Source organism: Clostridium bowmanii (genome assembly GCF_018861315.1).
Lineage (GTDB): Bacteria > Bacillota > Clostridia > Clostridiales > Clostridiaceae > Clostridium_AD > Clostridium_AD bowmanii.
This window is the reverse complement of record NZ_JAHLDL010000005.1, coordinates 12794-35816: the sequence shown is the minus strand read 5'-3', so window position 1 is coordinate 35816 and position 23023 is coordinate 12794. Positions and strand designations below refer to the sequence as shown.

The 23023-nt window shown below is 32.0% G+C and carries 18 protein-coding genes; 4 read left to right on the top strand and 14 right to left on the bottom strand.

The features are described from left to right. Window positions 1-132: 132 nt before the first annotated feature. The 4 genes from KPL51_RS04655 to KPL51_RS04640 all read right to left on the bottom strand — a co-directional run bounded on the left by KPL51_RS04655 (window position 133) and on the right by KPL51_RS04640 (window position 4691). Window positions 133-1878, bottom strand: coding sequence for a methyl-accepting chemotaxis protein (locus tag KPL51_RS04655; RefSeq protein WP_216157981.1), 1746 nt, complete (start codon window positions 1876-1878; stop codon window positions 133-135). 72 nt (window positions 1879-1950) lie between these two features. Further along, window positions 1951-2484: a DUF5317 domain-containing protein gene (locus tag KPL51_RS04650; RefSeq protein WP_216157979.1), complete on the bottom strand. Its 534-nt coding sequence runs from the start codon at window positions 2482-2484 to the stop codon at window positions 1951-1953. A 13-nt stretch (window positions 2485-2497) separates the two neighbouring features. Continuing rightward, on the bottom strand, window positions 2498-3766 hold the full coding sequence (locus tag KPL51_RS04645) for an HD-GYP domain-containing protein (RefSeq protein ID WP_216157977.1): 1269 nt from the start codon (window positions 3764-3766) through the stop codon (window positions 2498-2500). 277 nt (window positions 3767-4043) lie between these two features. Further along, a complete protein-coding gene (locus tag KPL51_RS04640; protein WP_216157975.1) occupies window positions 4044-4691 on the bottom strand; it encodes a hypothetical protein in 648 nt (215 codons plus the stop codon). Window positions 4692-5277: 586 nt separating this feature from the next. On the opposite strand from KPL51_RS04640, the gene KPL51_RS04635 reads away from it, so the two are divergent. The 3 genes from KPL51_RS04635 to KPL51_RS04625 are packed head-to-tail and all read left to right on the top strand — an operon-like array spanning window position 5278 to window position 9482. Next, window positions 5278-5760 (top strand): NADH-quinone oxidoreductase subunit NuoE family protein, encoded by a 483-nt coding sequence (locus tag KPL51_RS04635; protein ID WP_216157973.1) that lies wholly within the window; start codon window positions 5278-5280, stop codon window positions 5758-5760. 40 nt (window positions 5761-5800) lie between these two features. Beyond that, the gene (locus KPL51_RS04630) at window positions 5801-7696 is read left to right on the top strand and encodes an NADH-quinone oxidoreductase subunit NuoF (protein ID WP_216157971.1); all 1896 of its coding nucleotides are present in this window, start codon (window positions 5801-5803) and stop codon (window positions 7694-7696) included. A gap of 49 nt (window positions 7697-7745) precedes the next feature. Beyond that, entirely contained in the window at window positions 7746-9482 is a 1737-nt protein-coding gene (locus KPL51_RS04625; RefSeq protein ID WP_216157970.1) for an NADH-dependent [FeFe] hydrogenase, group A6, read from the top strand. A 38-nt stretch (window positions 9483-9520) separates the two neighbouring features. Here KPL51_RS04625 and KPL51_RS04620 read toward each other — a convergent pair whose 3' ends face one another. The 5 genes from KPL51_RS04620 to KPL51_RS04600 form a co-directional block, all read right to left on the bottom strand. Then, on the bottom strand, window positions 9521-10693 hold the full coding sequence (locus KPL51_RS04620; protein WP_216158201.1) for a SpoIIE family protein phosphatase: 1173 nt from the start codon (window positions 10691-10693) through the stop codon (window positions 9521-9523). Window position 10694: 1 nt separating this feature from the next. Continuing rightward, on the bottom strand, window positions 10695-12413 hold the full coding sequence (locus KPL51_RS04615) for a [Fe-Fe] hydrogenase large subunit C-terminal domain-containing protein (RefSeq protein ID WP_216157968.1): 1719 nt from the start codon (window positions 12411-12413) through the stop codon (window positions 10695-10697). Next, complete coding sequence (locus KPL51_RS04610; RefSeq protein WP_244998003.1) at window positions 12406-12663, bottom strand: (2Fe-2S) ferredoxin domain-containing protein; 258 nt, start codon at window positions 12661-12663, stop codon at window positions 12406-12408. Before KPL51_RS04610 ends, KPL51_RS04615 begins: the two co-directional genes overlap by 8 nt. Before the next feature lie 297 nt (window positions 12664-12960). Continuing rightward, window positions 12961-14151, bottom strand: a complete 1191-nt coding sequence (gene hydF, locus KPL51_RS04605; protein ID WP_216157965.1) for a [FeFe] hydrogenase H-cluster maturation GTPase HydF — start codon at window positions 14149-14151, stop codon at window positions 12961-12963. 452 nt (window positions 14152-14603) lie between these two features. Next, the gene (locus KPL51_RS04600; protein ID WP_216157963.1) at window positions 14604-14849 is read right to left on the bottom strand and encodes a TM1266 family iron-only hydrogenase system putative regulator; all 246 of its coding nucleotides are present in this window, start codon (window positions 14847-14849) and stop codon (window positions 14604-14606) included. 346 nt (window positions 14850-15195) lie between these two features. Here KPL51_RS04600 and KPL51_RS04595 point away from each other — a divergent pair, with 346 nt between their 5' ends. Next, a complete protein-coding gene (locus KPL51_RS04595; RefSeq protein WP_216157961.1) occupies window positions 15196-15963 on the top strand; it encodes a polysaccharide deacetylase family protein in 768 nt (255 codons plus the stop codon). 72 nt (window positions 15964-16035) lie between these two features. On the opposite strand, the gene pssA is transcribed toward KPL51_RS04595, so the two are convergent. From pssA to gltS (KPL51_RS04570), 5 genes are all read right to left on the bottom strand, one after another. After that, entirely contained in the window at window positions 16036-16554 is a 519-nt protein-coding gene (gene pssA / locus KPL51_RS04590; protein ID WP_216157959.1) for a CDP-diacylglycerol--serine O-phosphatidyltransferase, read from the bottom strand. A 156-nt stretch (window positions 16555-16710) separates the two neighbouring features. After that, window positions 16711-17889, bottom strand: coding sequence for an acetyl-CoA C-acetyltransferase (locus KPL51_RS04585; protein WP_216157957.1), 1179 nt, complete (start codon window positions 17887-17889; stop codon window positions 16711-16713). A gap of 389 nt (window positions 17890-18278) precedes the next feature. Continuing rightward, window positions 18279-20015, bottom strand: coding sequence for a sigma-54 interaction domain-containing protein (locus tag KPL51_RS04580; protein WP_216157956.1), 1737 nt, complete (start codon window positions 20013-20015; stop codon window positions 18279-18281). Between the two features lie 235 nt (window positions 20016-20250). After that, window positions 20251-21459 (bottom strand): sodium/glutamate symporter, encoded by a 1209-nt coding sequence (gltS, locus tag KPL51_RS04575; RefSeq protein WP_216157955.1) that lies wholly within the window; start codon window positions 21457-21459, stop codon window positions 20251-20253. A gap of 323 nt (window positions 21460-21782) precedes the next feature. Then, window positions 21783-22994, bottom strand: a complete 1212-nt coding sequence (gene gltS / locus KPL51_RS04570) for a sodium/glutamate symporter (RefSeq protein ID WP_216157954.1) — start codon at window positions 22992-22994, stop codon at window positions 21783-21785. Window positions 22995-23023 lie beyond the last annotated feature (29 nt).

Sequence of the window (23023 nt, the reverse complement as noted above, 5' to 3'; positions counted from 1 at the left end):
TAATCATAATAAAAAATACTTACAACTAAATTAGGAGAATTTAATATGGAACCACTAAAAATTTCATAATGTTATATTTAGAATATTATACCCAAAAACCCAAAATAAAATCTTTATATATACTTTCATTCTTTACTCTAACTTTAATTTTGATAACTTGTTCATTAATTCTAAGGTAAAATTGTCTAATTCTTTTAACACAAGTTGCAAATTTGTTACTTCATCTACCTGGTACTGAATGCTTGCTGCCACACTTTCAGTAGCAATATTATTTTCTTTTGAAATACTTGCAAGTTTTTCAATTTGATTGTTTATGGTAGATGCATTAGCTGACATTTCTTCAGTAGCTGATGATACTTCCTCTACCTTTTGTGAAACTGTGCTGATAGAACTGGCTATTTTATCAAATTTATTAGCTGCAGTGCCCACGTAACTATATACCTCTTTTACTCTATGTGAAACTCCCTCCATGGAAATACCTGCTGCTGCTATTCCCCTTTGAACTTCTACAATAAGCTGCGATATCTCTTCAGCAGATTTGGATGATTCTTCTGCTAATTTTCTTACTTCATCTGCAACTACTGCAAATCCTCTTCCTTGTTCCCCTGCTCTAGCAGCTTCAATAGAAGCATTTAGCGCTAGTAAATTGGTTTGTTCGGATATTGCAGTAATCGCAACTACTATACCATTTATAGCTTCTGACTTTTTGTCTAGTTCCTTAACCAATTGTGAAGTATTTCCTACTTCCTCTACTATATTTTTAGATTGACTTGCAAGTTCTGTCATAGTTTCATTTCCTTCACTTGCGTTATCTTTAGCTTCAATCGCTTGCTCTGTAACCATTTGAGAATTATTAGCAATTTGGCTTACTGCATCATTGATATAATGCATGTTATTAGCTGAACTATCTAATTCTTCTGCCTGCTCATCTATTCTTGAAGCAATATTCTCAGTCAATATATTCATTTCTTTAAAACCTTCTACATTTCTGTGGAATGCTTCCGTGAATTTTTCTTCAATATCATAAATTTCCTTAGAAGTCTTACTAATATGAACTAAAAGTTCTTGGAAGGTATCTAACATTTTATTAGTTGACCCAGCAAGTTCACCTATTTCATCGTCACTCTCTATTTGGATTCTTTTTGTTAAATCCCCTTCTAAATTAGACATCTCACCCATTTTTCTCACTAGCACATTTATGGATTTAGTCTGTCTTTTAGTAATTTTTGTAACCATTAACCTTATAATTAAAATAACTATAATAGAAAATATAATTACCCCTAGTAAAATTAATAGTTGTGCTTGCAATATAGCATCTAATTTAATATCTAATACTACTAGTGTATTCATTCCCTTTCGTGTCTTTATAGGTATATAGGTAGTCATGGAGGATGTCCTATTAATTACATCTCTCTGAACATCTGAAGTTGTTGATTTACCAGTACTTATAGCATTATCAATTATTCCTTTATTGGTGGCATCCTCAAAGACATCTCCAAACTTAGCATGACTTTCTTTAGATTTATCTATAATGTATGTCCACTTATTATCTGAATTTAAAGTAACAATAGATATATCTTGTATGAAATTTGCTCCCTTTTTACTTAAAAAAGTCATTCCATCATTAAGATCCGCATAAATTTCACTATTTTCTTTTTCACTTATAAACTTATCATAATCTACCTTTTCTAGCCTATTGGTAATTACTGTGGTAACTGTCGGTGCTAATGCCACCACTACTTTTTTAATAGATGATTGGAGCAATAAATATGTAGCAACTATTATTATTAAAAATATAGAAACTATTAGCATCATTATTCTTTTACTTAATTTATCACTTATGGAGCCCTTCTTTTTCTTATGCATAATTTTTTTCATTTTAATTATCCCCTCTATGAAATTATTTTTTTAAGCTCTATAACAAAAACAGCTAAGCTTTAGCCACTTGTGCTAATTTTTAGCTGTTTTCTTCATTCCTGTGATTATAAATAGCATTAATCCTACCACTGCAATAATATCCCCTATACTTATGGCAAAGTTTCTTAAGAAAGTTAGCGGAATAATATCTCCTAAAAACCATACTTTAGTATTTTCATTTATTAAAGAATAAAGGCCTTCCTTACTCATATTTAAAGTAAGTCCAGCAGTGTGCGCTGCCTTAGCACCTACTGGCATGGTGCCTCCATTCAAGAAAATTGCAATAGCATTTAGTAAAAAGCCTAAACCCATAAGCAGAATAAACTTATTTTTCCTATTAAAATAAATAAAAATTACTAATAGTCCATACATGATAAAATCTAAAAAATATGTAAAGATCCCAATATTAAAAAAACCTTTTTTTATTGATATAACAATAAAAAATTCAATGAAGAAAGATATAAAAACAAGATATGTAGCCTTTACATCTACATTTTCCAAATTCTTTATCTTTCCTTTTAATATGTATCCAATTATCACTGCAAAAAATAATGCCTCAATAAACATGTTAACCCTCACCTTATTTTTTTTGTTTTTCAAGCATTTTTAAATACGCCTCTACTACTTTTGGATGAAATTGCGCACCAGAACATTTTTTCAGCTCTTCCATAATCGCATCCTGATTAAAGGCTTTTCTATAAAGTCTATCAGATGCCATAGCATCTATTGAATCTGCAAGTTGTACAATAAAGATATCTAGGCTTAATTCCTCGGCCTTTTTACCTTCAGGATATCCTTTTCCATCATACCTCTCATGGTGATATCGTACGATTGGTAAAATACTTTCAAGATTTTTAATATCCTTTAAAATATTGTAACCTATGAGTGGATGTGTTTTAATGATGTCGAATTCTTCATTGGTAAGTTTTCCAGGTTTATTTAAAATTTGATCATCAATTCCAATCTTTCCAACGTCATGGAGTAAAGCTGCCATATTTAATCTTTCAATTTTCCAATCGCTATATTTCAATTCCTTAGCAATACTAGATGAAATCTCAGCAACTCTTTGTGAATGTCCTTCCGTATACTTATCTCTTGCCTCCATAGCGAGCATTAATGCATCCACGGTTTCAACATATTGAGATTTTGTTTGTATGTATAAGGTGAACGTATATCTTGTTAATAATATCGGAACTAATACAAGTATTACTCCACCAAAACTGTATAAATTGAATACATAGGCTAATATTATACCAAAGGGAGCCATAGCAAAAGTATTTAATAATACTAGTTTAAAATTACTTATAAATGAATATATAATACTCTTTTTATTCATTATTGAATATACAATTGATATCATAAATATGTTAACTACATAAAACACAATACTGAAAACAATAATTTGTAATATATTATTATCTAATTTACCATTATAGGTAGTTCCACCCACTAATTTATAAAAATAATTCCCATATATGATTGGTAATACTAAGCTACACAAATTAAATAATGTTCCATAAAAAGGTGTGTTAAATATGTGAGTATATTTATTATTATATTTAGGTAATCTAAATATAAAACCTAACGCTGAAATTATTATTGTATTTAAGGCTCCAAATAAAATAAAACAAGAAACCGTAATTGCAAAACTTGTGCTAAAAGAGATTTTTTTAAAAATCACTGTAAGGCTTTCTGTTAAAGCTGTTAAAAATATAAAAAATATAAAAATATCTAATCTTATTTGAAAAAAAACTATATGTTCTGTTTCGAAGAAAATAAAAAAAGATATAAAAGTTATAAGATATGTACTTATAAGATATATTTTTAAATTTGACGGTAGTTTCTTCATTATTTTCCTCCTATATATTTTAAAGGCCGATAATCCTAAATTACCACATCCAAGTTGCTGTTGATCCACCAGCTATAGCAAGTGCTAATATAGCTAATAATATTGTAGTTAATTTTTTCATTATTAAAATCCCCCTTTGACTTAAATTAATAGGGCTACGCTATAACCTATCATAATTTCTCTCCGCTAGGGTAAACAACTAAAATAACAAAATTAAAACTATTTTAAAAAAAAACAGAATATCGGCATCGGCCCTTAAAGCAATTTAATAAGCCACCTAGTGGCTCTTCAACAACTTTAATTGTTGTTGAAATGTGTTTTTTAGTATTCTTCTATTTATAGCAGCTAGGGTAGCTTTGGCTATAGCTTCATTAATATCATTTGTCACAATTGCAGACCCTACCATGGTTTCTTCCAATTCATTTATAACCATATTTACGAGCACTGATACAAAAGTTACTTCTCTATTAGTAGTACTAAGTACATCTTGCACATCAAATATATAGGCTTGTCCAATGATTTTTTCCACAGCATCTATAGTGGCTTTTGCTACTATTTTTTTTCTGTTTGCTGCAGTTTTAATTCCTATTTGTGTTACATAAAATTCTTGTTCTTCATATAAAAGCTTAACTTTGCACTCTAACATATTTGCCTGAACATCTAAGGAAATCCCTCCGAATTTTATTCTTTTTATAGGATCACATTCATCAGTTTCAATTTGTGCAATACTGATAACTTTTCTATCTATTCTATAATCAAAAGAAGTTAAAAGAATAGATTCGATATCTCTAACTATTTGCTTTGGTGCCCTTAAGGTACTCGCCATTATGTGTAGCTCTTGAATTTCATTATCTTGCTGTATTATTTTTGTACTAATAACACCATTTATTTTATTTATCAAGCCTTCAAAATTATCTAATTCCATAATACATACCTCTTTCCTTCAACAATAAGCAAATTATAGCACATTCAGTATTGCTATACAAAATTTTACATATTCTTTATTTTAGCATTACTGTTCATCTAATATTAACATATTATTGCCAATTAATATATAATTTTTTTCCTAAATTATACTATTTATTTCTATATTTTAACAAGTACAGTCACCATAGAATATTGTTTTATATTTCACCATAATCCTAAATTATTTTAGGCATTTTAGTATACCTCTTCTTATATTTGCAATAATCAAAATTTACTAATTATTTAGTAGATTTTTTAATAAAATACTATTATAATATATTTGATGTAGTGGCTTGAAATTTTATGAACATACGAATAATAAGATTCAATTTGAAATGTATTGCGATGTGCCTCTATAATTTTTTAATATATTTCATACATTAATGACATTTTTTTATATGTTCACAAAAATGATTATACAGTTATTCGTTAAAATTTAATTTTTCACATTATTTCAGTGTAATGCATCATTATAAGATGGGTTGTATTTAGAAATTTATAATGCATCTGTATGCAATCATAGATTTTAAAGGAGGTATGTTGTAGTGTGTTCTAATTGTTTAAAGGGAGAAGATTTCAAAGTTCTAGAAAAATTTATTAATGACCTTCCAAGTAAAGAAGGTGCTCTTATCGAAGTGCTTCACAAAGCACAAGGCTTATTTGGCTACTTACCTCACGAAGTACAAGCTTTTGTCGCAGAAAAGTTAAATATTCCAGTTTCTAAAGTTTATGGTGTTGTTACTTTTTATTCTTACTTTACTATTAAACCAAGAGGTGAATATGTAATAAATGTTTGCATGGGTACTGCTTGCTTTGTTAGAGGTTCTGGAGATGTACTTGAAGAGTTTCAAAAGGAGTTAAAGGTTAAAACTGGAGAAACTACTGGTGATGGTAGATTTACATTAGGATCTTTACGATGTGTAGGTGCTTGTGGTCTTGCACCTGTAGTAACTGTAAATGATAAAGTTTATGGGCATGTTACAGTTGATCAAGTAGATAAAATATTAGCAGAGTATACCATAGGTTAGTATGCCATAGGCGAGTATTCCAAGTAGGAGGGAAAATAAATTGAATAAAATTAATTCTTTTGATGAACTTAAAAAAATTCAAAATAAATATAATACATTACTAGAACTTAGAAAAATAAATGAAGAAAAAGAACTAGCTTCTGAAGGAAATAGATGTACGAGGTATTTATCAATTTGCGGTGGTACTGGTTGTAAGTCCGCTCAAAGTGATGAAATATTAGCAAATCTACAAAAGGAAATCGCTACTAACGGACTAACTGATGAAGTAACAGCTGATATAACAGGTTGTTTTGGTTTCTGTGAAAAAGGCCCAATTCTTAAGGTTTCTCCTGATAACGTATTCTACGTTAATGTTAAACCAAGCGATGCAGAGGAAATAGTTAAAGAGCATTTATTAAAAGGTAAGATTGTTGATAGACTTTTATTTGAAGAGCCAAGTGTGCACATTAAAATAAAAAAACAGGAAGATATGTCCTTCTATAAGAAGCAAGTAAGAATTGCCCTTAGAAACTGTGGTCTTATTAATCCTGAAGACATAAAAGAGTACATAGCTGAAGATGGCTATTTAGCTTTAGGCAGAGTAATTACAGAAATGTCTCAAGATGATATTATAAAATTAATGATTGACTCAGGACTTCGAGGCAGAGGCGGCGGTGGCTTCCCAACAGGTAAAAAATGGGCTTTTGCTAAAATGTACGATGCTGATCAAAAATATATAATTTGTAATGCTGACGAAGGAGATCCTGGTGCTTTCATGGACCGTTCTATTCTTGAAGGAGACCCTCACAGTGTTCTAGAAGCTATGGCAATAGCAGGTTACAGTATCGGTGCTTCAATTGGTGATATTTATATTAGAGCAGAATATCCACTTGCTATTAGTAGGCTGAGAACAGCTATAGGCCAAGCTCGTGAATGTGGTCTTCTTGGAAAAAACATTTTAGGTACAAATTTTAACTTTGATATAGAAATTAAATATGGTGCTGGTGCTTTCGTATGTGGAGAAGAAACTGCACTAATTCAATCTATTGAAGGTTCTCGTGGAGAACCAACCAATAAACCACCATTCCCAGCTCAAAGTGGATTATGGAATAAGCCAACTTGTGTTAATAATGTTGAAACCCTTGCAAATATTCCTGCTATTGTTAACAAAGGTGCTGCTTGGTATAGTTCTATAGGAACAGCAACCTCTAAGGGAACAAAAGTTTTTGCTCTTGCTGGTAAAATCAATAACGTTGGACTAGTTGAAGTTCCAATGGGTACTACCCTTCGCGAAATCATATTCGATATCGGCGGGGGAATTAAAAATGGCCGTGAATTTAAAGCTGTTCAAACAGGAGGGCCTTCTGGTGGATGTATTACATCCGAATTCTTAGACACTCCAATAGATTATGAATCACTTGGTGCTATTGGCTCTATGATGGGTTCTGGTGGTATGATTGTTATGGATGAAGATAATTGTATGATTGATATAGCTAAATTCTATTTAGAATTTACTGTTGAAGAGTCTTGTGGTAAATGTTCTCCTTGTAGAATAGGAAATAAACGTCTTCTTGAAATGTTAGAAAAAATTTCAAAAGGAAATGGGACAAAAGAAGACTTGCACAAACTAAAATCACTTGCAAATACCATCAAAGATACTTCACTTTGTGGACTAGGACAAACTGCTCCAAATCCAGTGCTAAGCACTATTAAGTACTTTCTAAGTGAATATGAGGCTCATATATATGATAAAACTTGCCCTGCTGGAGTCTGTAAACACCTATTAAGATACAATATCACGGATAAATGCATCGGTTGTACAAAATGTGCAAGACAATGTCCTGTTAGCTGTATTAGTGGAAAAGTTAAAACATTACATGTTATTGACCAAGAAAAATGTATTAAGTGTGGTGCATGCCTAGTTGCATGTCCAGTTAATGCAATTATCAAAAAATAATATGGCAATGTGTTTTTAAAATAAAGATTATAAGAAAGAGGTGCACGCTGTGAGTTTGATTACTCTTACTATAAACGATCAAAAGGTCCATGTAGAAGAAGGCTCAACTATTCTACAAGCTGCTAGAATGTTAAATATAAGCATTCCTACATTATGTCACTTAAATATGCATGATGGGAGAACTACAAATCACCCAGGTTCCTGTCGAGTGTGCGTAGTTGAAGTAATTGGCCGAAGAAACTTAGCCCCTGCTTGTTCAACTCCTGCTACAGAGGGCATGGTCATTAAAACAACTTCAATTAGAGCTATTAAAGCACGTAGAACTGTGCTCGAATTAATTTTATCTGACCATCCACAAGATTGCTTATTATGCGAAAAAAATACCGTTTGTGAATTACAAAGATTAGCTGCTGAACTAGGTATTCGTGAAATTCGCTACAAAGGTGAAATGTCAACTTACCCTATAGATAATTCAACTAGTTCTATTGTTAGAAATCTAGATAAATGTATATTATGCAGACGTTGCGAAACTATGTGTAATGAAGTGCAAACTGTTGGAGTTTTATCAGGCGTAAACAGAGGCTTTCAAACTGTTGTATCTCCTGCTTTTGGACTACCCATGGGAGAGACAAATTGTACTTTCTGCGGGCAATGCGTTGCTGTATGCCCAACTGGAGCATTAACAGAAGTTAATAACTCTTCTAAAGTTTGGAATGCCCTTGATCAAACTGAAAAAGTTGTAGTTGTTCAAACTGCTCCTGCTGTTAGAGCTGCACTAGGTGAAGAATTCGGACTTCCACATGGTACTGCTGTTACCGGAAAGATGGTGGCTGCACTAAGAGCTTTAGGATTTACTAAGGTATTTGATACTGATTTTGCCGCTGACTTAACAATAATGGAAGAGGCTAGCGAATTTGCTCATAGATTGCAACATGGTGGAAAGCTTCCAATGCTTACAAGCTGTTGTCCTGGTTGGGTTAAGTTCTTTGAGCATCAATTTAATGATTTATTAGATATTCCATCTACATGTAAATCACCACAACAAATGTGGGGTGCTGTTGCTAAAACGTATCTTGCTGGCAAAATGAATATAGAGGCAAAAGACATGATAGTTGTATCTGTAATGCCTTGTCTCGCAAAAAAATATGAAGCTGCGCGGCCTGAGATGGCTACAAACGGAATACCAGATGTAGATATAGTTATAAGCACAAGAGAACTGGCTAAAATGATAAAAGAAGCTGGAATTGATTTTAACTCATTACCAGAAGAAGAGTTTGATAATCCCCTGGGAGAATCTACTGGTGCTGGAGCTTTATTTGGTACATCTGGCGGAGTTATGGAAGCAGCACTTCGTACTGCTTATGAGTGGTTAACAAATGAAACACTTGAAAATGTAGATTTTGAAGAAGTTCGAGGGATGGAAGGCATAAAAGAAGCTTCTGTAAAGATTAATGACCTAGATGTTAAAGTTGCTATAGCTAGTGGTCTTGGAAATGCTCGTAAATTATTAGAAGCTATTAGGTCCGGAGAAGCTAACTATCATTTAATTGAAATTATGGCTTGCCCTGGTGGATGTATTAATGGTGGTGGGCAACCTTATGCAAATGATTATGAAGATATATTATCAAAGAGAATGTCTGTTTTATATAGTGAAGATAAAAACAAGACTATAAGAAAATCTCATGAAAATCCATACATCAAAAAAATATATGATGAATTCCTTGGGGAACCTTATGGTAAAAAAGCACATGAACTTCTTCATACGCAATATGTAAAACGCAAATAACAATAAGTAAAAAACAGCAGATCTAACTGCTGTTTTTTTTATAGATAATTAATGTTAACATGTTTTCCTAATTTTTTCATATAATCTCCTAGCTGATCCACAAGCTTAAGCTTAATACTTAAATCTATTGGAAAATTGGGGTTTTGATGCGCTGGATTTATAGCCTTTCCCACCCATAAATTAAAATGTGTACAATCCTCTATCAAAATTTTAACCAGTCTGCTAGCTCCGTCTTTACCATTTAAATCACAGTATGGTTCTTCTTTTGAAAAACTAGCTTCATACTTACCTAACTTCTCTAGGGCCTTGCTTAAAGTTAAGACTCCTTCAGTTATTAAATCTATTCCTTCCATAGTTGCCGTAGGAGGTACATCCTTATCATAAAAATCTAAGTTTACTTTGAGCTCTCGGCCAAGTTCCCGTTTTACAATATTAGTGGTGGTCCCCCCACAAATTATTTTTTTACCATTTCCACTCATAAATTCTTTAATAGCATAACTATCGTTTCGCTCATCCGTAGGCGGTCCGGTGAATAAATCAACAATTTCAGGCTTTCTAGCTTTTACACATACAACAGTAGTATCATCTCCAGGGTGTCCTCCATATAAATCCCAACACACCTGAATTAAATCCTTTTCAATGTTCTTTGCACTTCGCCTACATTGTGAATTGCGAATCAAGTAATTTTGGACGTTATCCCAACTCCAACCTAAATTTAATATGTTGCCAATTCCTGCATGAATACATCCATCACTTACAACTGTAAGAACATCACCCTCTTGCAAGGTAAATTGGCTTTCAACTACTTTTTTTTCATTTATAATACTTTCCTTTTTCTTCATATCAATGCCCTCATTATTCCTTATCAAAAAGAAAGGTGGATTATCATATTCTGCTATATAAGCTCTTCCATCATTATAAATTTTCATCAGAGTAAAGGTACAATAGGCAATTTGGCGGACCTTACACACCGGTAATGTGTTTACTATAGTATCTACAGTTTCATAGATGTCCGCTCCTTCCTTAAGCATAGTGCTGGCAATTTTTGATGTTAAGGAGGCTAATATATTAGCTTTAACCCCACTACCTAGGCCATCTGCCATGACAATTATAGTACTGTCCTCAAGTCTTATTATTTCTACCCTATCCCCGCATAGTTCCTCATCTTTTTTTATCAAACTATCATAAGCTACATCAATAAACAAATCCATTTTATTCACCATCTTCACCTGCTACTATTTTTTTTAGCTTGGTTAAGATAATTTTAGTTTCTGCAGTAGTTTCACCAAGCAGACTTGCAATCTCTTGAGCAACCCTCATTTGCTTTTCTATAACCTCTTGGGCAGCATTTAGTGTATTTGTTTTTACCTTCATTAGTTCTTTTTTGTTTTTCTCCTCAGCTATAATATTAATCATACTTGCTAGTACCATATCTTGCTTTGGAAGATACACTATATTTTCTAAAAACACTACACCATACTGTGGATAAGCCACTTTTTTACCTATTATATTTTCTCCAGTTTCTCTTACTTTTTTAAAATCCGTATCATCAATAAGTATTGATATAGGTTTACCTATAATATTTTGAGATTGTATTTTAAATATAGCCTTGGCAGCTGGATTTATCTCGCGTACATTCATTTCTCCATCTAATAGAATTAGATGGGACGCCGTATTTTCAACAATTTCATTAGAAAGACTTTCTGCCCTGGTTCTCATATAGTGCAGACACATAGTAGTTTCCGCCATACCTTCAAATATAGCTTGAGCCTTTAATCTGCAAGAGTTGTACCCACACACGCCACAATTTAATTCATCCTTGGGCTCAAATTTATCCATTTTTTTCAAAATAGCTGTAATCTCTTCTTCCGTGGCTATAATCCTATTAATGGATTTCCCAGTAAATTCTCTGTTAAAATCTATATTCGTAGGAATCTCAGTATTTATTGGATCATTATAGTTTTTACGACTCTTTATATAGTTTTTAACTTTTTTTAATTTCGTATAATAATTCTCACCATTTTTAACCATTACTGGTCCACCAATACAGCTTCCCTTACATGCACTAGCCTCAATTAATACTCCTTTTAAGTCGCCATTCTTAATACTATTAAATACTTCTATGCACTCTTCCATACCACTTACAGTAATGACACTAAGCGAAGACTGTTTTAGTTTTTCACCCATTGCTTCTATAATACCACCACCCATAGGAAAGCCTTGGCCTTTACTATATGGATTAATATTAAAATTTTCTTCCTCTATGTTATATATTTCTATACCAGTTTCCATTATCCAGGAATTTAATTCATCAAAAGTTAATACCGCATCAATTACATTATCTTTTCGAAAATACTCAAACTCAGATTTTTTTGCTAGGCATGGTCCTATAAATACAACAAAACTATCTTCACCAAATTTATCCTTTAATAATTTTCCATGGGCTATCATTGGAGACACCCTTGGAATCAAATATGGAATAACCTCTTCATAGTATTTTTCTACTAGGTAGTTAGCTGATGGACATGCTGTTGTTATATAAACCTCTCTCTTATTATCCAAAATATAATCATTATATAGCTGCGCCACTATCTCTGCTCCTACTGCGGTTTCTTCTATTATACTAAATCCTAACTTCTTTAAAGCTGACACCACCATGCCTTGCTCCACATCAAAGTAGCCAGCAAAGGACGGTGCTAAACTTGCTATAATTTTCTTACCAGTATATATAGCTGTTTTTACACAATCCAAATCGCTTTTAATTTCTCTGGCATTTTGTGGACATATAGTAAGGCAATGACCACATTCTATACATCTTTCTTCATCTATAGTAGCTTGTTCATTTTCAAATTTTATTGCCTTCACAGGACATGAACGAAGGCATTTATAACAACTTTTACAATAGGCTTTAGAAAAATTCATATTACTCATTTGATAAACCCCGCATGATAGTATCGTGAAAAAACAATTCTACATTATTCTCATTAAGCGAGAAAAATTCATTATCATTCACAGTTGCAGAAACTCCCTCAGTGCATCTTCCAATACAAAATGCTCCTTTAAGCTCCACCCTATTTTCCACCTTATTTTCTGCGATTAACCTTTGTAACTCTTGTATTACTTTATGAGACCCTTTTAAATGACAAGCACTCCCCACGCAAATACTAATAGTTATCATCATTATCATCCCTTCAAATAAATTTACTCTATATTAATTTATATTGATTTTAAAATTACATCCCTATGATTGAATTTTACAACAATTATTGGAAAATTAATATAGAAACCTTGATTTTTTATTAACAATCCTTTAATTATTTATTAACCCCCTTAATTCTTTTTAACAACCACAATTAAAAAAATATCCACAACTAAAAACTATAATTAGTCTTAGTTGTGGATATTTTTTTATTTTATAGAAATTTAACATAATATATGTCCACTGATTCATGACCCAAGTCACAAAAGTACCTGTGGATTATTCAAAAGCGCTAAGCACTCTATCTAATATTCCATTTATATGAGCTATAGCTATACCAAAATTGGTGATAGGTAGTCCCTCCATATTAGCTTTTTTAATTCTTGACATTAACTGTTGCCTATTAAACATACAAGCTCCACAATGTACAACTAGCTTATATTCGGTTAAATCCTCTGGAAAAGCACTTCCCGCACAAACCGTTATATCTAGTTTTCCACCCACTTTTCCCTCCAGCCATATAGGAAGTTTTTCTCTACCAATATCGCCTTCTAGAGGATGATGAGTACAAGCTTCTGCTATAAGAACCTTATCCCCTGGTTTAAGAGAATCTATAGCCCTTGCACCTTTAACTAAACTATTTAAATCTCCTTTATACCTAGCCATAAGTATAGAGAAAGAAGTAAGAGGTATATCCTTTGGTATTATAGAATTAACCTTCTTAAACACCTGAGAATCCGTGATTACTAAATCTGGTTTGCGCTTTAGTGAATCTAAAACATCCTGAAGTTCACTATCCTTTACTACTAATGCCATTGCATCATTATCAAGAAGGTCTCTTATTATTTGAACTTGCGGAAGTATTAATCTTCCTTTTGGTGCTTGAATATCTTGTGGTGCCACAACCAATACTATCGCCTTTGGTTTTACTAAATCGCCAACAATTGTACTCTTTTCAAAATCTTCTGGAGCCATCTTCATAATTGCTTTTTTAAGTTCATCAATATTAATTTTATCTTTAGCGCTAACCTTAACGAAAGGTATATTTATCACCTTTTGAATCCTATCTAATTTCACGTCACCTTTATCAACTTTGTTGATAACTCCAACTACGGGTATTTTTCTTTGCTTTAAATCTTCATACCATTCGCGTTCTAGACTTAAATCTGACACATTACCATCTATAACTAAAAGTGCCAAATCCGTTTTATCCATAACTTCTTTAGTCTTCTTTACTCTAAGCTCTCCAATTTCGCCCCTGTCATCAAGTCCCGCAGTATCTATAATCACAACAGGTCCTATTGGAAGTAGCTCCATAGCCTTATATACGGGGTCTGTAGTAGTCCCTGCTAGTTCTGATACTAGAGCAATATCCTGTGCCGTAATTGCATTTATTAAACTAGACTTACCCACATTTCTTTTTCCAAAAATAGCTATATGAAGCCTATTAGCATTCGGTGTTTCTTGCATACTCAACCACTCCTATACATATATTTTTTAAAACTATATTTTGCTTTATTTTTATTAGAAACACATAGGAAATATATAAATCATAGTACTCTATCCTAACATCCTGCATCCCGACTTTCATGATTCGTCACTTATATCGCCATATACCCCAACATTAAGTATGAAGTTTATCCGTAGTGATTTGCATAAGAAACGCATAAACTATTGAAATTTGATTTAGAAATTCTTCTTTTGCGAATATAAAATTCTCGTAAGCCTGCCAGGAAGCATAACAATTAATAATTGTTATGTCCCCCAGCGAACCACCCAGAGGTGGCTAGGGAACCTGAGGCAAGACACCAAATGTTCCCGTTAGAGAATTTTATATTCGCAAAAGATTAGAATTTCTTAATCAAACTTCTAGTTTACAGTTCTTATGCAAATCAAGGAGGATAAATTTCATAATTTTACAACTATTGTTTAGTTATCGCAGTTTTAACATTTACCCCAGAAATTTTCCCAAGCTTCCCTGTCATTGCACTTATTTCATCCATTGTTCCATCCACAATTATAGAAATCACAAATATTCCTCTATCTTTATAAGGTACACCAATTCGTCCTACAATTAAATTTCCAAAACCATGAAGTATCTCATTAACAGAAGTAGCATTATCAAACTCTTCTATTATAATTCCTACTACACCAATTCTTTTTTCCATATTACTCCTCTACTTCTTTTTATTTTTTTGCCACAATCATTCAAACTTAAGCCCAAATAATAAAACCCCCTACAATTATAGAAGGTCAAAGAACACCTGTTAGTGTTAAAACTTTGTTCCTCCCCTTTTGCTTAGAAAATTCTTTACAATTAGGTGGAATTCATATTTGTTAAATTTTATTACTTATTTTCTCCATACAATCAGAAGATTCTAACTCTATGAAGCAAGATAATTATACAAAATTTCAGTATTGATTGTCAATGACTTATGTATTGAAAATATACTGCTTTAATACAGCCTTATTTGGGTAAACTAAATGTGAAAAATAATAAAGGTGGTTGATAATATGACTCTGCGAAAAAAAACTGTTTTTCTTTTTACTACCCTAATTATTCTCTTATTATTATCTAGCAGTTCCCATATAGACAATATAACAAAAAACAGTCCGGCTTTTCTAGCTTTAAATACATCCTTAAAAGACTCCGGAGATTTTAAAGCTTCAAAGATTGCTTATCTAACTTTTGATGATGGTCCTACTTATGTTATAACTGCTGCACTATTGGATGTATTAAAAAAGGAAAATGTAAAAGCTACCTTCTTTGTTGTAGGTAAAGAAATTGAAGGAAAGGAATCAATCCTTAAGAGAATATACCTTGAAGGTCATAGTATTGGTCTTCACACCTATAGTCATAACTTTAAAAAAATATATAGAAGCACAGAAGATTTGATCTGTGAAATGGAAAAAACATCGGATAAAATTCAGGAAGTAATAGGTATCACCCCTAAAATTATTAGGTTTCCCGGTGGTAGCTCTAAACACCTAAATGCCTTTTCTTTGAAAGCTCTTCATAAGAATAGTTTTAAAGTTTATGATTGGAATGTCAATATTTACGATGGTATAAACCCTAACCTAAGTGTCTCAAAGCTTATTGAAAACTCACAAATTATTAAAGGGAATAAAAATGCTGCCATCGTGCTCATGCATTGCAACTTCAATAATAAGAACACAGTAAAAGCTCTACCTGAAATAATAAAATATTATAAAAAATTAGGTTATAAATTTAAATCTATTACTGAAGATACTCCTGAATATTACTATAAATTCAAGATTTAAAAAAAAGCCTCACCATAAGGTGAGGCAAGTGCTATAATTGCGTTTTCAAAAAAAATTTTTTAAATTATATTATTACATTTTTTTAAATTTAAATTTACTTAACATCAAATAAGATAATACAATCAACAAAAAAATAGTAGGTCCTAAATTTGACGGTCTATGAAACATGAATAATGCATACAGTGCTAAAAATGTGCCAGTAATAGTAATAGGAATTCCTGAAAAAACTCCATCAAAATCCGTAATATTATATTTTGCTAACCTATAAGCTCCTGCTACCGGAAAAACTAAAACCATTATATACCCAATAGACCCTAGTGAAGCAAAACTATAAATATTAAATATCAATATAGAAGGTGCTACGCCAAAAGATATTAAATCAGATAATGAATCTAGCTCTTTACCTAAATCGTTATCCACTTTTAAGTACCTAGCTATTCTGCCATCGTATCTATCAAATATTCCTGCTAAAAGAATAAATAGTGCTGCTATTTTATAATTACCCTCAAAGCTCATAAGTATAGACATAATTCCACAAGACATATTGCTTAAGGTGAACATGTTTGGAACAGCATTTTTTATTTTAACCATCTATATCACTCCTATAATTATAAGTATACCATACTACTAACACTTATTCTTTAGTATTATGCCACATTATTATTAAATCTATCTTAATTTTTTTTATTCATAATTTTAACAAAAATAAAAAAAAGGCCAGCATTTTTTGCTGGTCTTTTTGTTTTATTATCTTTCAACAATAATAGCAGTTCCTTGACCGCCACCTATGCAAAGTGTAGCAAGTCCAGTTTTAGAATCTCTTTTTATCATTTCATGTATTAATGTAACAAGTATTCTTGCTCCTGAACCTCCTACTGGATGACCTAATGCAATAGCTCCACCATTAACATTTACTATTTCTGTATTAAATCCTAAATCTTTAGCTACAGCTAAGGACTGAGCAGCAAATGCCTCATTAGCTTCTATTAAATCTAAATTGGCTACAGTCATTCCTGCTTTTTTTAATGCTTTTGTAGTTGCAGAAACTGGTCCATATCCCATTATTTTAGGATCTACTCCACCTGATGCATAAGCTTTTATTGTAACTAGTGGTTTAACACCTAGTTCTTCAGCTTTTGCTTTTGACATTACTATAAACATAGCTGCACCATCATTTATTCCTGATGCATTACCTGCTGTTACAGTACCATCTTTTTTAAATGCTGGTCTTAATTTTCTTAATTTTTCTATAGTTGAACCAAATTTAGGGAATTCATCTTGATCAAATATTATTGGATCACCTTTTCTTTGAGGGATCTCAACTGGAACGATCTCATCCTTAAATTTACCTTCTTTTATAGCTTTTTCAGCTTTTAATTGACTTTTTAAAGAAAATTGATCTTGATCTTCTCTTGTTATGTTCCATTTTTCTGCTATATTCTCTGCAGTAACTCCCATATGATAATCATTAAATGCATCCCAAAGAGAATCTTTAATCATAGTATCAACTATTTTTCCATCTCCCATTTTTGCACCCCATCTATTGTTTGGAAGTGCATATGGAGCATTACTCATGCTTTCAGTTCCACCTGCAAGTACTATATCTGCGTCTCCACACATTATAGTTTGTGCTGCCATACTTACTGCTCTTAGTCCTGAACCACATACCATATTTAGTGTAAAAGCTGTAGATTCATCAGACATGCCTGCATATATTGCTACTTGTCTTGCGACATTTTGTCCAAGTCCTGCTTGTATTACATTTCCGATAATAGCATCTTCTATTAGTTCTGGTTTAACACCTGATCTTTTAATGGCTTCTTTAGCTGCGATAGTTCCTATTTGTACAGCTGACAATTTTGATAATGCTCCACCAAAACTTCCTATTGCTGTTCTTGCTGCTGATACAATTACTACGTCTCTCATATTCTAACCTCCATTTATTTATTCCTTTAATAGACTATTACAATATAATAGGAATTCATCATTCGATTTAATTTCTTTCCTACTACATATATTACTAGCATTTTTCATGCCAAGTTGATAAATTCTTATAAAGTGCACTATATCAACCTCTTTCCTTATTATAACACAAATTTCAACAGTAAGTGTAAACCTAGTTAACATTAATAATTCAAAGAATTTCTATACTTTTAGTTTGTTAATATTATAACCTTATTGTTAAAAAAATCACTAAAAGTGTTTTCAATGCGTTTATATAACTACACATAAAATTTTTCATGTGGTTATTACCTAAATTACAGTAACAATTATTTATATAAAAACAGCACTTGTAAACTTAGTTTACATGTGTACTATTGTAGATAAGTCTCTTTTATTAAATTATACCGGTTTAATTTTTTATATAATCCAGCTCTGCTAAGCCCTAATATTTTTGCTGTTTCTTTTTTATTTCCACCAGTTTTCTTGATACATTGCATAATAAGATCTTTTTCAAGAGTTTCAACAACATCTTTCAAATAATTATTTCCTAATGAATATTTTTTCACCTTATTCCTAATTATCTTCTCCGGCAAATGTTTAGGTCCTATACAAAGCTCTCCCTCTAAAAGATTTATAGCTCTTTCTATTACATTCTCAAGTTGTCTTATATTCCCGGGCCAATTATATGATTTTAAATAATCAATGGCTTCACTTGAAATTCCCTCAGAGTAAACACCATATTTTTTACTTATCTTCATCCTAAGTACATTTGATAATTCCTCAATATCCTCTATTCTTTCCCTAAGTGACGGCAATTTCAAATGCATAACATCCAACCTATAATACAAATCTTCTCTAAATTCACCATCTTTAATTAACTTTTCTAAGGACTTATTAGTAGAGGCAATAACTCTTACATCAACTTGAATAACATCATTCCCGCCAACTCTCACTAACTCTTTTTCTTGAATAACCCTTAGTAGTTTAACTTGCATATTCATAGGCATATCGCCAATTTCATCTAATAAAATGGTGCCACCATTGGCATGTTCAAACTTACCCTTTTTACCCGATCTTTTAGCACCAGTAAAAGCACCCTCCTCATAGCCAAACATTTCCGACTCAAAAAGCTCTGCTGGAATAGCGCCGCAATTAATTTTTACAAAGGGCTTTAGACATCTACTGCTGGCATTGTGAATTGAGTGAGCGAAAAGTTCTTTACCCGTTCCACTTTCACCAGTAATTAAAACGTTTGAATCTATCTTAGCTACTCTTCTCGCCAGGTGCATTACCTCGCGGCTCTTTGCACTGTGCCCTATAATATTACGAAAAGTATATATTGCTTTTCCATCCCCACTCAACCCATTTTTATAGTATTCAAACTCTTTTTCTAAATTGGATAATTTATTGCTTAATATTTTAAAATTGCTTAAATCCTTAAACATGACTTTTTCAATGGCCCCTACAGTTTTCCCATCTTCCACTATAGGCACTCTCATTGAAATCATCTTGTGCCCATTGGTCTCTTGAATTTCACCAAATTGTTTTTCGCCAGTCTTTGCTACTATATGTACTTTTGTGTTTTCAATAACATCCGTCACATGCTTTCCCTCAGGATTTTCACAATTAATAAGTTCTTTATATGCATTACTCATCATGGTTATTATCCCATTTTTATCTACCACCACTACACACTCGTTTACAGTATTAATAATTGTATTTAAAATATTGTCGGAAACATTACCATTATTTTGCGAACTAGTTACTGTAGTATTTTGTAAATCAATTAATGTTTTGCAATCTTTTTTTTCACTAAATATTTGAAGTCCACCTATTACTTCGCCATTTTCAATTATTGATTTACGAGTTACAATAAATTTTTCCTCTTCTATATTTATTTGTGTATCTCCATTTTCAATTACACTTAATAATTCACTATGTGGAACTACAGTTAATATGCATTTTCCTATGCTATCTTTTGCATTAACCATTAACATTTTTTCAGCTGCATTATTAATTATTTTTACAATACCTCTGTTGTCTATAACAATAACACCTTCATTAATACTACATATAACTTCATTATAGTAATTATTAATTGTATCCATTTGTCACCTTCCCTTAAGCTTATATAACAATTATAAAGTTCATAGTTTTTTTTATCAAGACATACTTTGAAAATCCTTAGCAAAAACTCCATTTGTATGATAGGAAAATGACGTCTGCCTTTTGTCCATACTAAATTTTACGTCATAAAAAAAGTATATATTACTAAAAGGTTCTTTTAGTAATATATACTTTGGAACATATTAAATTATAAAATTGTGAAATTAAATGACTTTATTATTTCCCAAAAACATTCATAAATGTAGTAATAATTCCAGCATTACAGAAATCTATAAATAAGCTTCCCACCAGTGGAACTATAAAAAATGCTTTTGGAGCAATACCGTATTTTATTGTCAAAGCTTCCATATTAGCCATTGCATTTGGTGTAGCACCCATACCAAATCCACAATTACCAGAAGCCATTACTGCTGCATCATAATCTCTACCCATTAAATTAAAGGTTACGAAATATGCAAACAATCCAACTAGTAATGCTTGAGCTAATAACATCACTATTAAGGGAAGTGCTAAATCCGCTAATTGCCATAACTTTAATCCCATTAATGCCATAGATAGGAATATAGATAATGAAATGCCTCCCAATATATCAATTTCTTCTAAGTTAATTTTAAATGAACTTGTAGAATCAGATATATTTCTTATAATTGCGGCTGCAAACATAGCACCTATATATACCGGAAAAGTCATTCCTGTTTTTTCGAGAAGCATGGATATAACTGTACCTAATCCCATTGCTAAGAGTATCTGAGATACAGCACCCATAAAGTTTTCAGGATTCAACTGTTTCCTAGTTTCTTCTTTTGTTGCTGCTGCTTCATTAGCCACATCAGAATTAATCGTTTTCATAGGGTATGAAAGATTCTTTTTTTCAATTAATCGTTTACCTATAGGTCCTCCAATGATGCTACCCATAATTAAACCAAAGGTTGCCGATGCCATTGCTACTGTTGTTGCACCTGCTGCACCTGCTTTTTCAAATATTGGACCAAAGGCACCAGCGGTACCATGTCCACCAACCATAGGAACAGAAGCTGTACTGAGACCTATAAGAGGATTCAGACCAAAGACCTTAGCAAGTGTAATTCCTGTAATATCTTGAAGAATTACAAGTACTACTGATATTCCCAAAAATATAAATACCCCTGTGCCGCCTTTTTTTAGTAGTTTAAGACTTGCAGTAAAACCAATAGTTGTAAAGAATGCCGTCATAAATAATTTTTGAAGAGTTATGTCCATATCAAAAACCAATACGTTACTTACCTTTAATATTAAAGTTATTACTGCAAAAAGCAAACCTCCAATTACTGGTGCCGGTATACAATACTTATCTAAAAAACCTAACTTATTTTTAATTTGTTGTCCTATAAACAAGACAACAACCGCTAGTGCCGCTGCTTGAACCATATCTAACTTAAATGCCATTTGCTATACCCCCTGAATAATATTTTTTAGTTTCTAATTAAATTATACAGAGCTTCTACAAATAACGACACAATGCTACAGTTTCTTTCAGAAATAAATTAATTTTTCAAACTATTGGTATTCTTTTAACTATTTTCATTTTTTTAACAATTGCATAAATAGCTTGTCTATTATTCTTCAAAACACTAAACTATATGCTTTCATAAAACTTCATTATACACTACTGTTTAGCATAAAAAAAATATGTATTACTAAAGATTGCTTTTAGTAATACATACTTTGAACCATATTAAATTATAGAACTGTGAAAGTAAAAGAGTTTATTACTTTCCAAAAACATTCATAAATGTGGTAATGATTCCGGCGTTACAGAAATCTATAAATAAACTTCCCACCAATGGCACTATAAAAAATGCTCTTGGAGCATGGCCATATTTATCTGTCATAGCACCCATGTTAGCCATTGCATTTGGAGTAGCTCCCATACCAAATCCACAATTACCAGAGCACATTACTGCTGCATCATAATCTCTACCCATTAAATTGAAGGTTACAAAATATGCAAACAATCCCATTAATACTGTTTGAGCTAATAACATTACTATTAGAGGTACTGCTAAATCTGCTAATTGCCATAGTTTTAATCCCATTAATGCCATAGATAGGAATATAGATAATGAAATTCCTCCTATAATATCAATTTCTTCTAAATTAACTTTAAATAAACTTGTAGAATCAGATATATTTCTTATAATTGCAGCTGCAAACATCGCGCCTATATATACTGGGAAAGTCATACCTGTTTTCTCTAGAAGCATAGATATAATTGTACCTATTCCCATTGCTAAAAATATCTGAGATACAGCACCCATAAAGTTTTCAGGAATCAACTGTTTCCCAGTTTCTTCTTTTGTAGATGCTACTTCTTTATCCGTAGCGGATGCATTAATCGTTTTCATAGGGTATGAAAGATTGTTTTTATCGATTAACCTTTTTCCTATTGGTCCGCCAATTATGCTACCCATAATTAAACCAAATGTTGCTGATGCCATTGCTACTGTTGATGCACCTACTGCACCTGCTTTTTCGAATATTGGACCAAAAGCACCTGCTGTTCCATGCCCACCTACCATAGGAACAGAAGCTGTACTAAGACCTATAAGTGGATTTAGATTAAACATTTTAGCAAGTGTAATCCCTGTAATATCTTGAAGAATTACAAGTACTACGGATACTCCTAAAAAAATAAAAACCCCTTTTCCACCTTTTTTTAGTAGTTTAAGACTTGCAGTGAAACCAATAGTTGTAAAGAATGCCGTCATAAATAATTTTTGAAGAGTTACATCCATATCAAAAACCAATAAGCCACTTACTTTTAATATTAAAGTTATTATTGCAAAAAGCAAACCTCCAATTACTGGTGCCGGTATACAGTACCTATCTAAAACAGGTAACCTATTTTTAATCTTTTGTCCTATAAATAAGACAACAACTGCGAGTGCTGCTGCTTGAACCATATCTAATTTAAAATCCATTTGTTATACCCCCTTATTTTTTTATATTA

What these genes read in the sequence shown, in the direction of transcription:
- KPL51_RS04640 (WP_216157975.1), bottom strand. Translation starts at nt 4,691, where the DNA reads ATGGAATTAGATAATTTTGAAGGCTTGATAAATAAAATAAATGGTGTT.
- KPL51_RS04620 (WP_216158201.1), bottom strand. Translation starts at nt 10,693, where the DNA reads ATGGATTTGTTTATTGATGTAGCTTATGATAGTTTGATAAAAAAAGAT.
- KPL51_RS04645 (WP_216157977.1), bottom strand. Translation starts at nt 3,766, where the DNA reads ATGAAGAAACTACCGTCAAATTTAAAAATATATCTTATAAGTACATAT.
- gltS (WP_216157955.1), bottom strand. Translation starts at nt 21,459, where the DNA reads ATGGCATTTAAGTTAGATATGGTTCAAGCAGCGGCACTAGCGGTTGTT.
- KPL51_RS04580 (WP_216157956.1), bottom strand. Translation starts at nt 20,015, where the DNA reads ATGGATACAATTAATAATTACTATAATGAAGTTATATGTAGTATTAAT.
- KPL51_RS04600 (WP_216157963.1), bottom strand. Translation starts at nt 14,849, where the DNA reads ATGGAAAAAAGAATTGGTGTAGTAGGAATTATAATAGAAGAGTTTGAT.
- hydF (WP_216157965.1), bottom strand. Translation starts at nt 14,151, where the DNA reads ATGCAAGAAACACCGAATGCTAATAGGCTTCATATAGCTATTTTTGGA.
- pssA (WP_216157959.1), bottom strand. Translation starts at nt 16,554, where the DNA reads ATGGTTAAAATAAAAAATGCTGTTCCAAACATGTTCACCTTAAGCAAT.
- KPL51_RS04655 (WP_216157981.1), bottom strand. Translation starts at nt 1,878, where the DNA reads ATGAAAAAAATTATGCATAAGAAAAAGAAGGGCTCCATAAGTGATAAA.
- KPL51_RS04610 (WP_244998003.1), bottom strand. Translation starts at nt 12,663, where the DNA reads ATGATGATAACTATTAGTATTTGCGTGGGGAGTGCTTGTCATTTAAAA.
- KPL51_RS04585 (WP_216157957.1), bottom strand. Translation starts at nt 17,889, where the DNA reads ATGAGAGACGTAGTAATTGTATCAGCAGCAAGAACAGCAATAGGAAGT.
- KPL51_RS04595 (WP_216157961.1), top strand. Translation starts at nt 15,196, where the DNA reads ATGACTCTGCGAAAAAAAACTGTTTTTCTTTTTACTACCCTAATTATT.
- KPL51_RS04615 (WP_216157968.1), bottom strand. Translation starts at nt 12,413, where the DNA reads ATGAGTAATATGAATTTTTCTAAAGCCTATTGTAAAAGTTGTTATAAA.
- gltS (WP_216157954.1), bottom strand. Translation starts at nt 22,994, where the DNA reads ATGGATTTTAAATTAGATATGGTTCAAGCAGCAGCACTCGCAGTTGTT.
- KPL51_RS04650 (WP_216157979.1), bottom strand. Translation starts at nt 2,484, where the DNA reads ATGTTTATTGAGGCATTATTTTTTGCAGTGATAATTGGATACATATTA.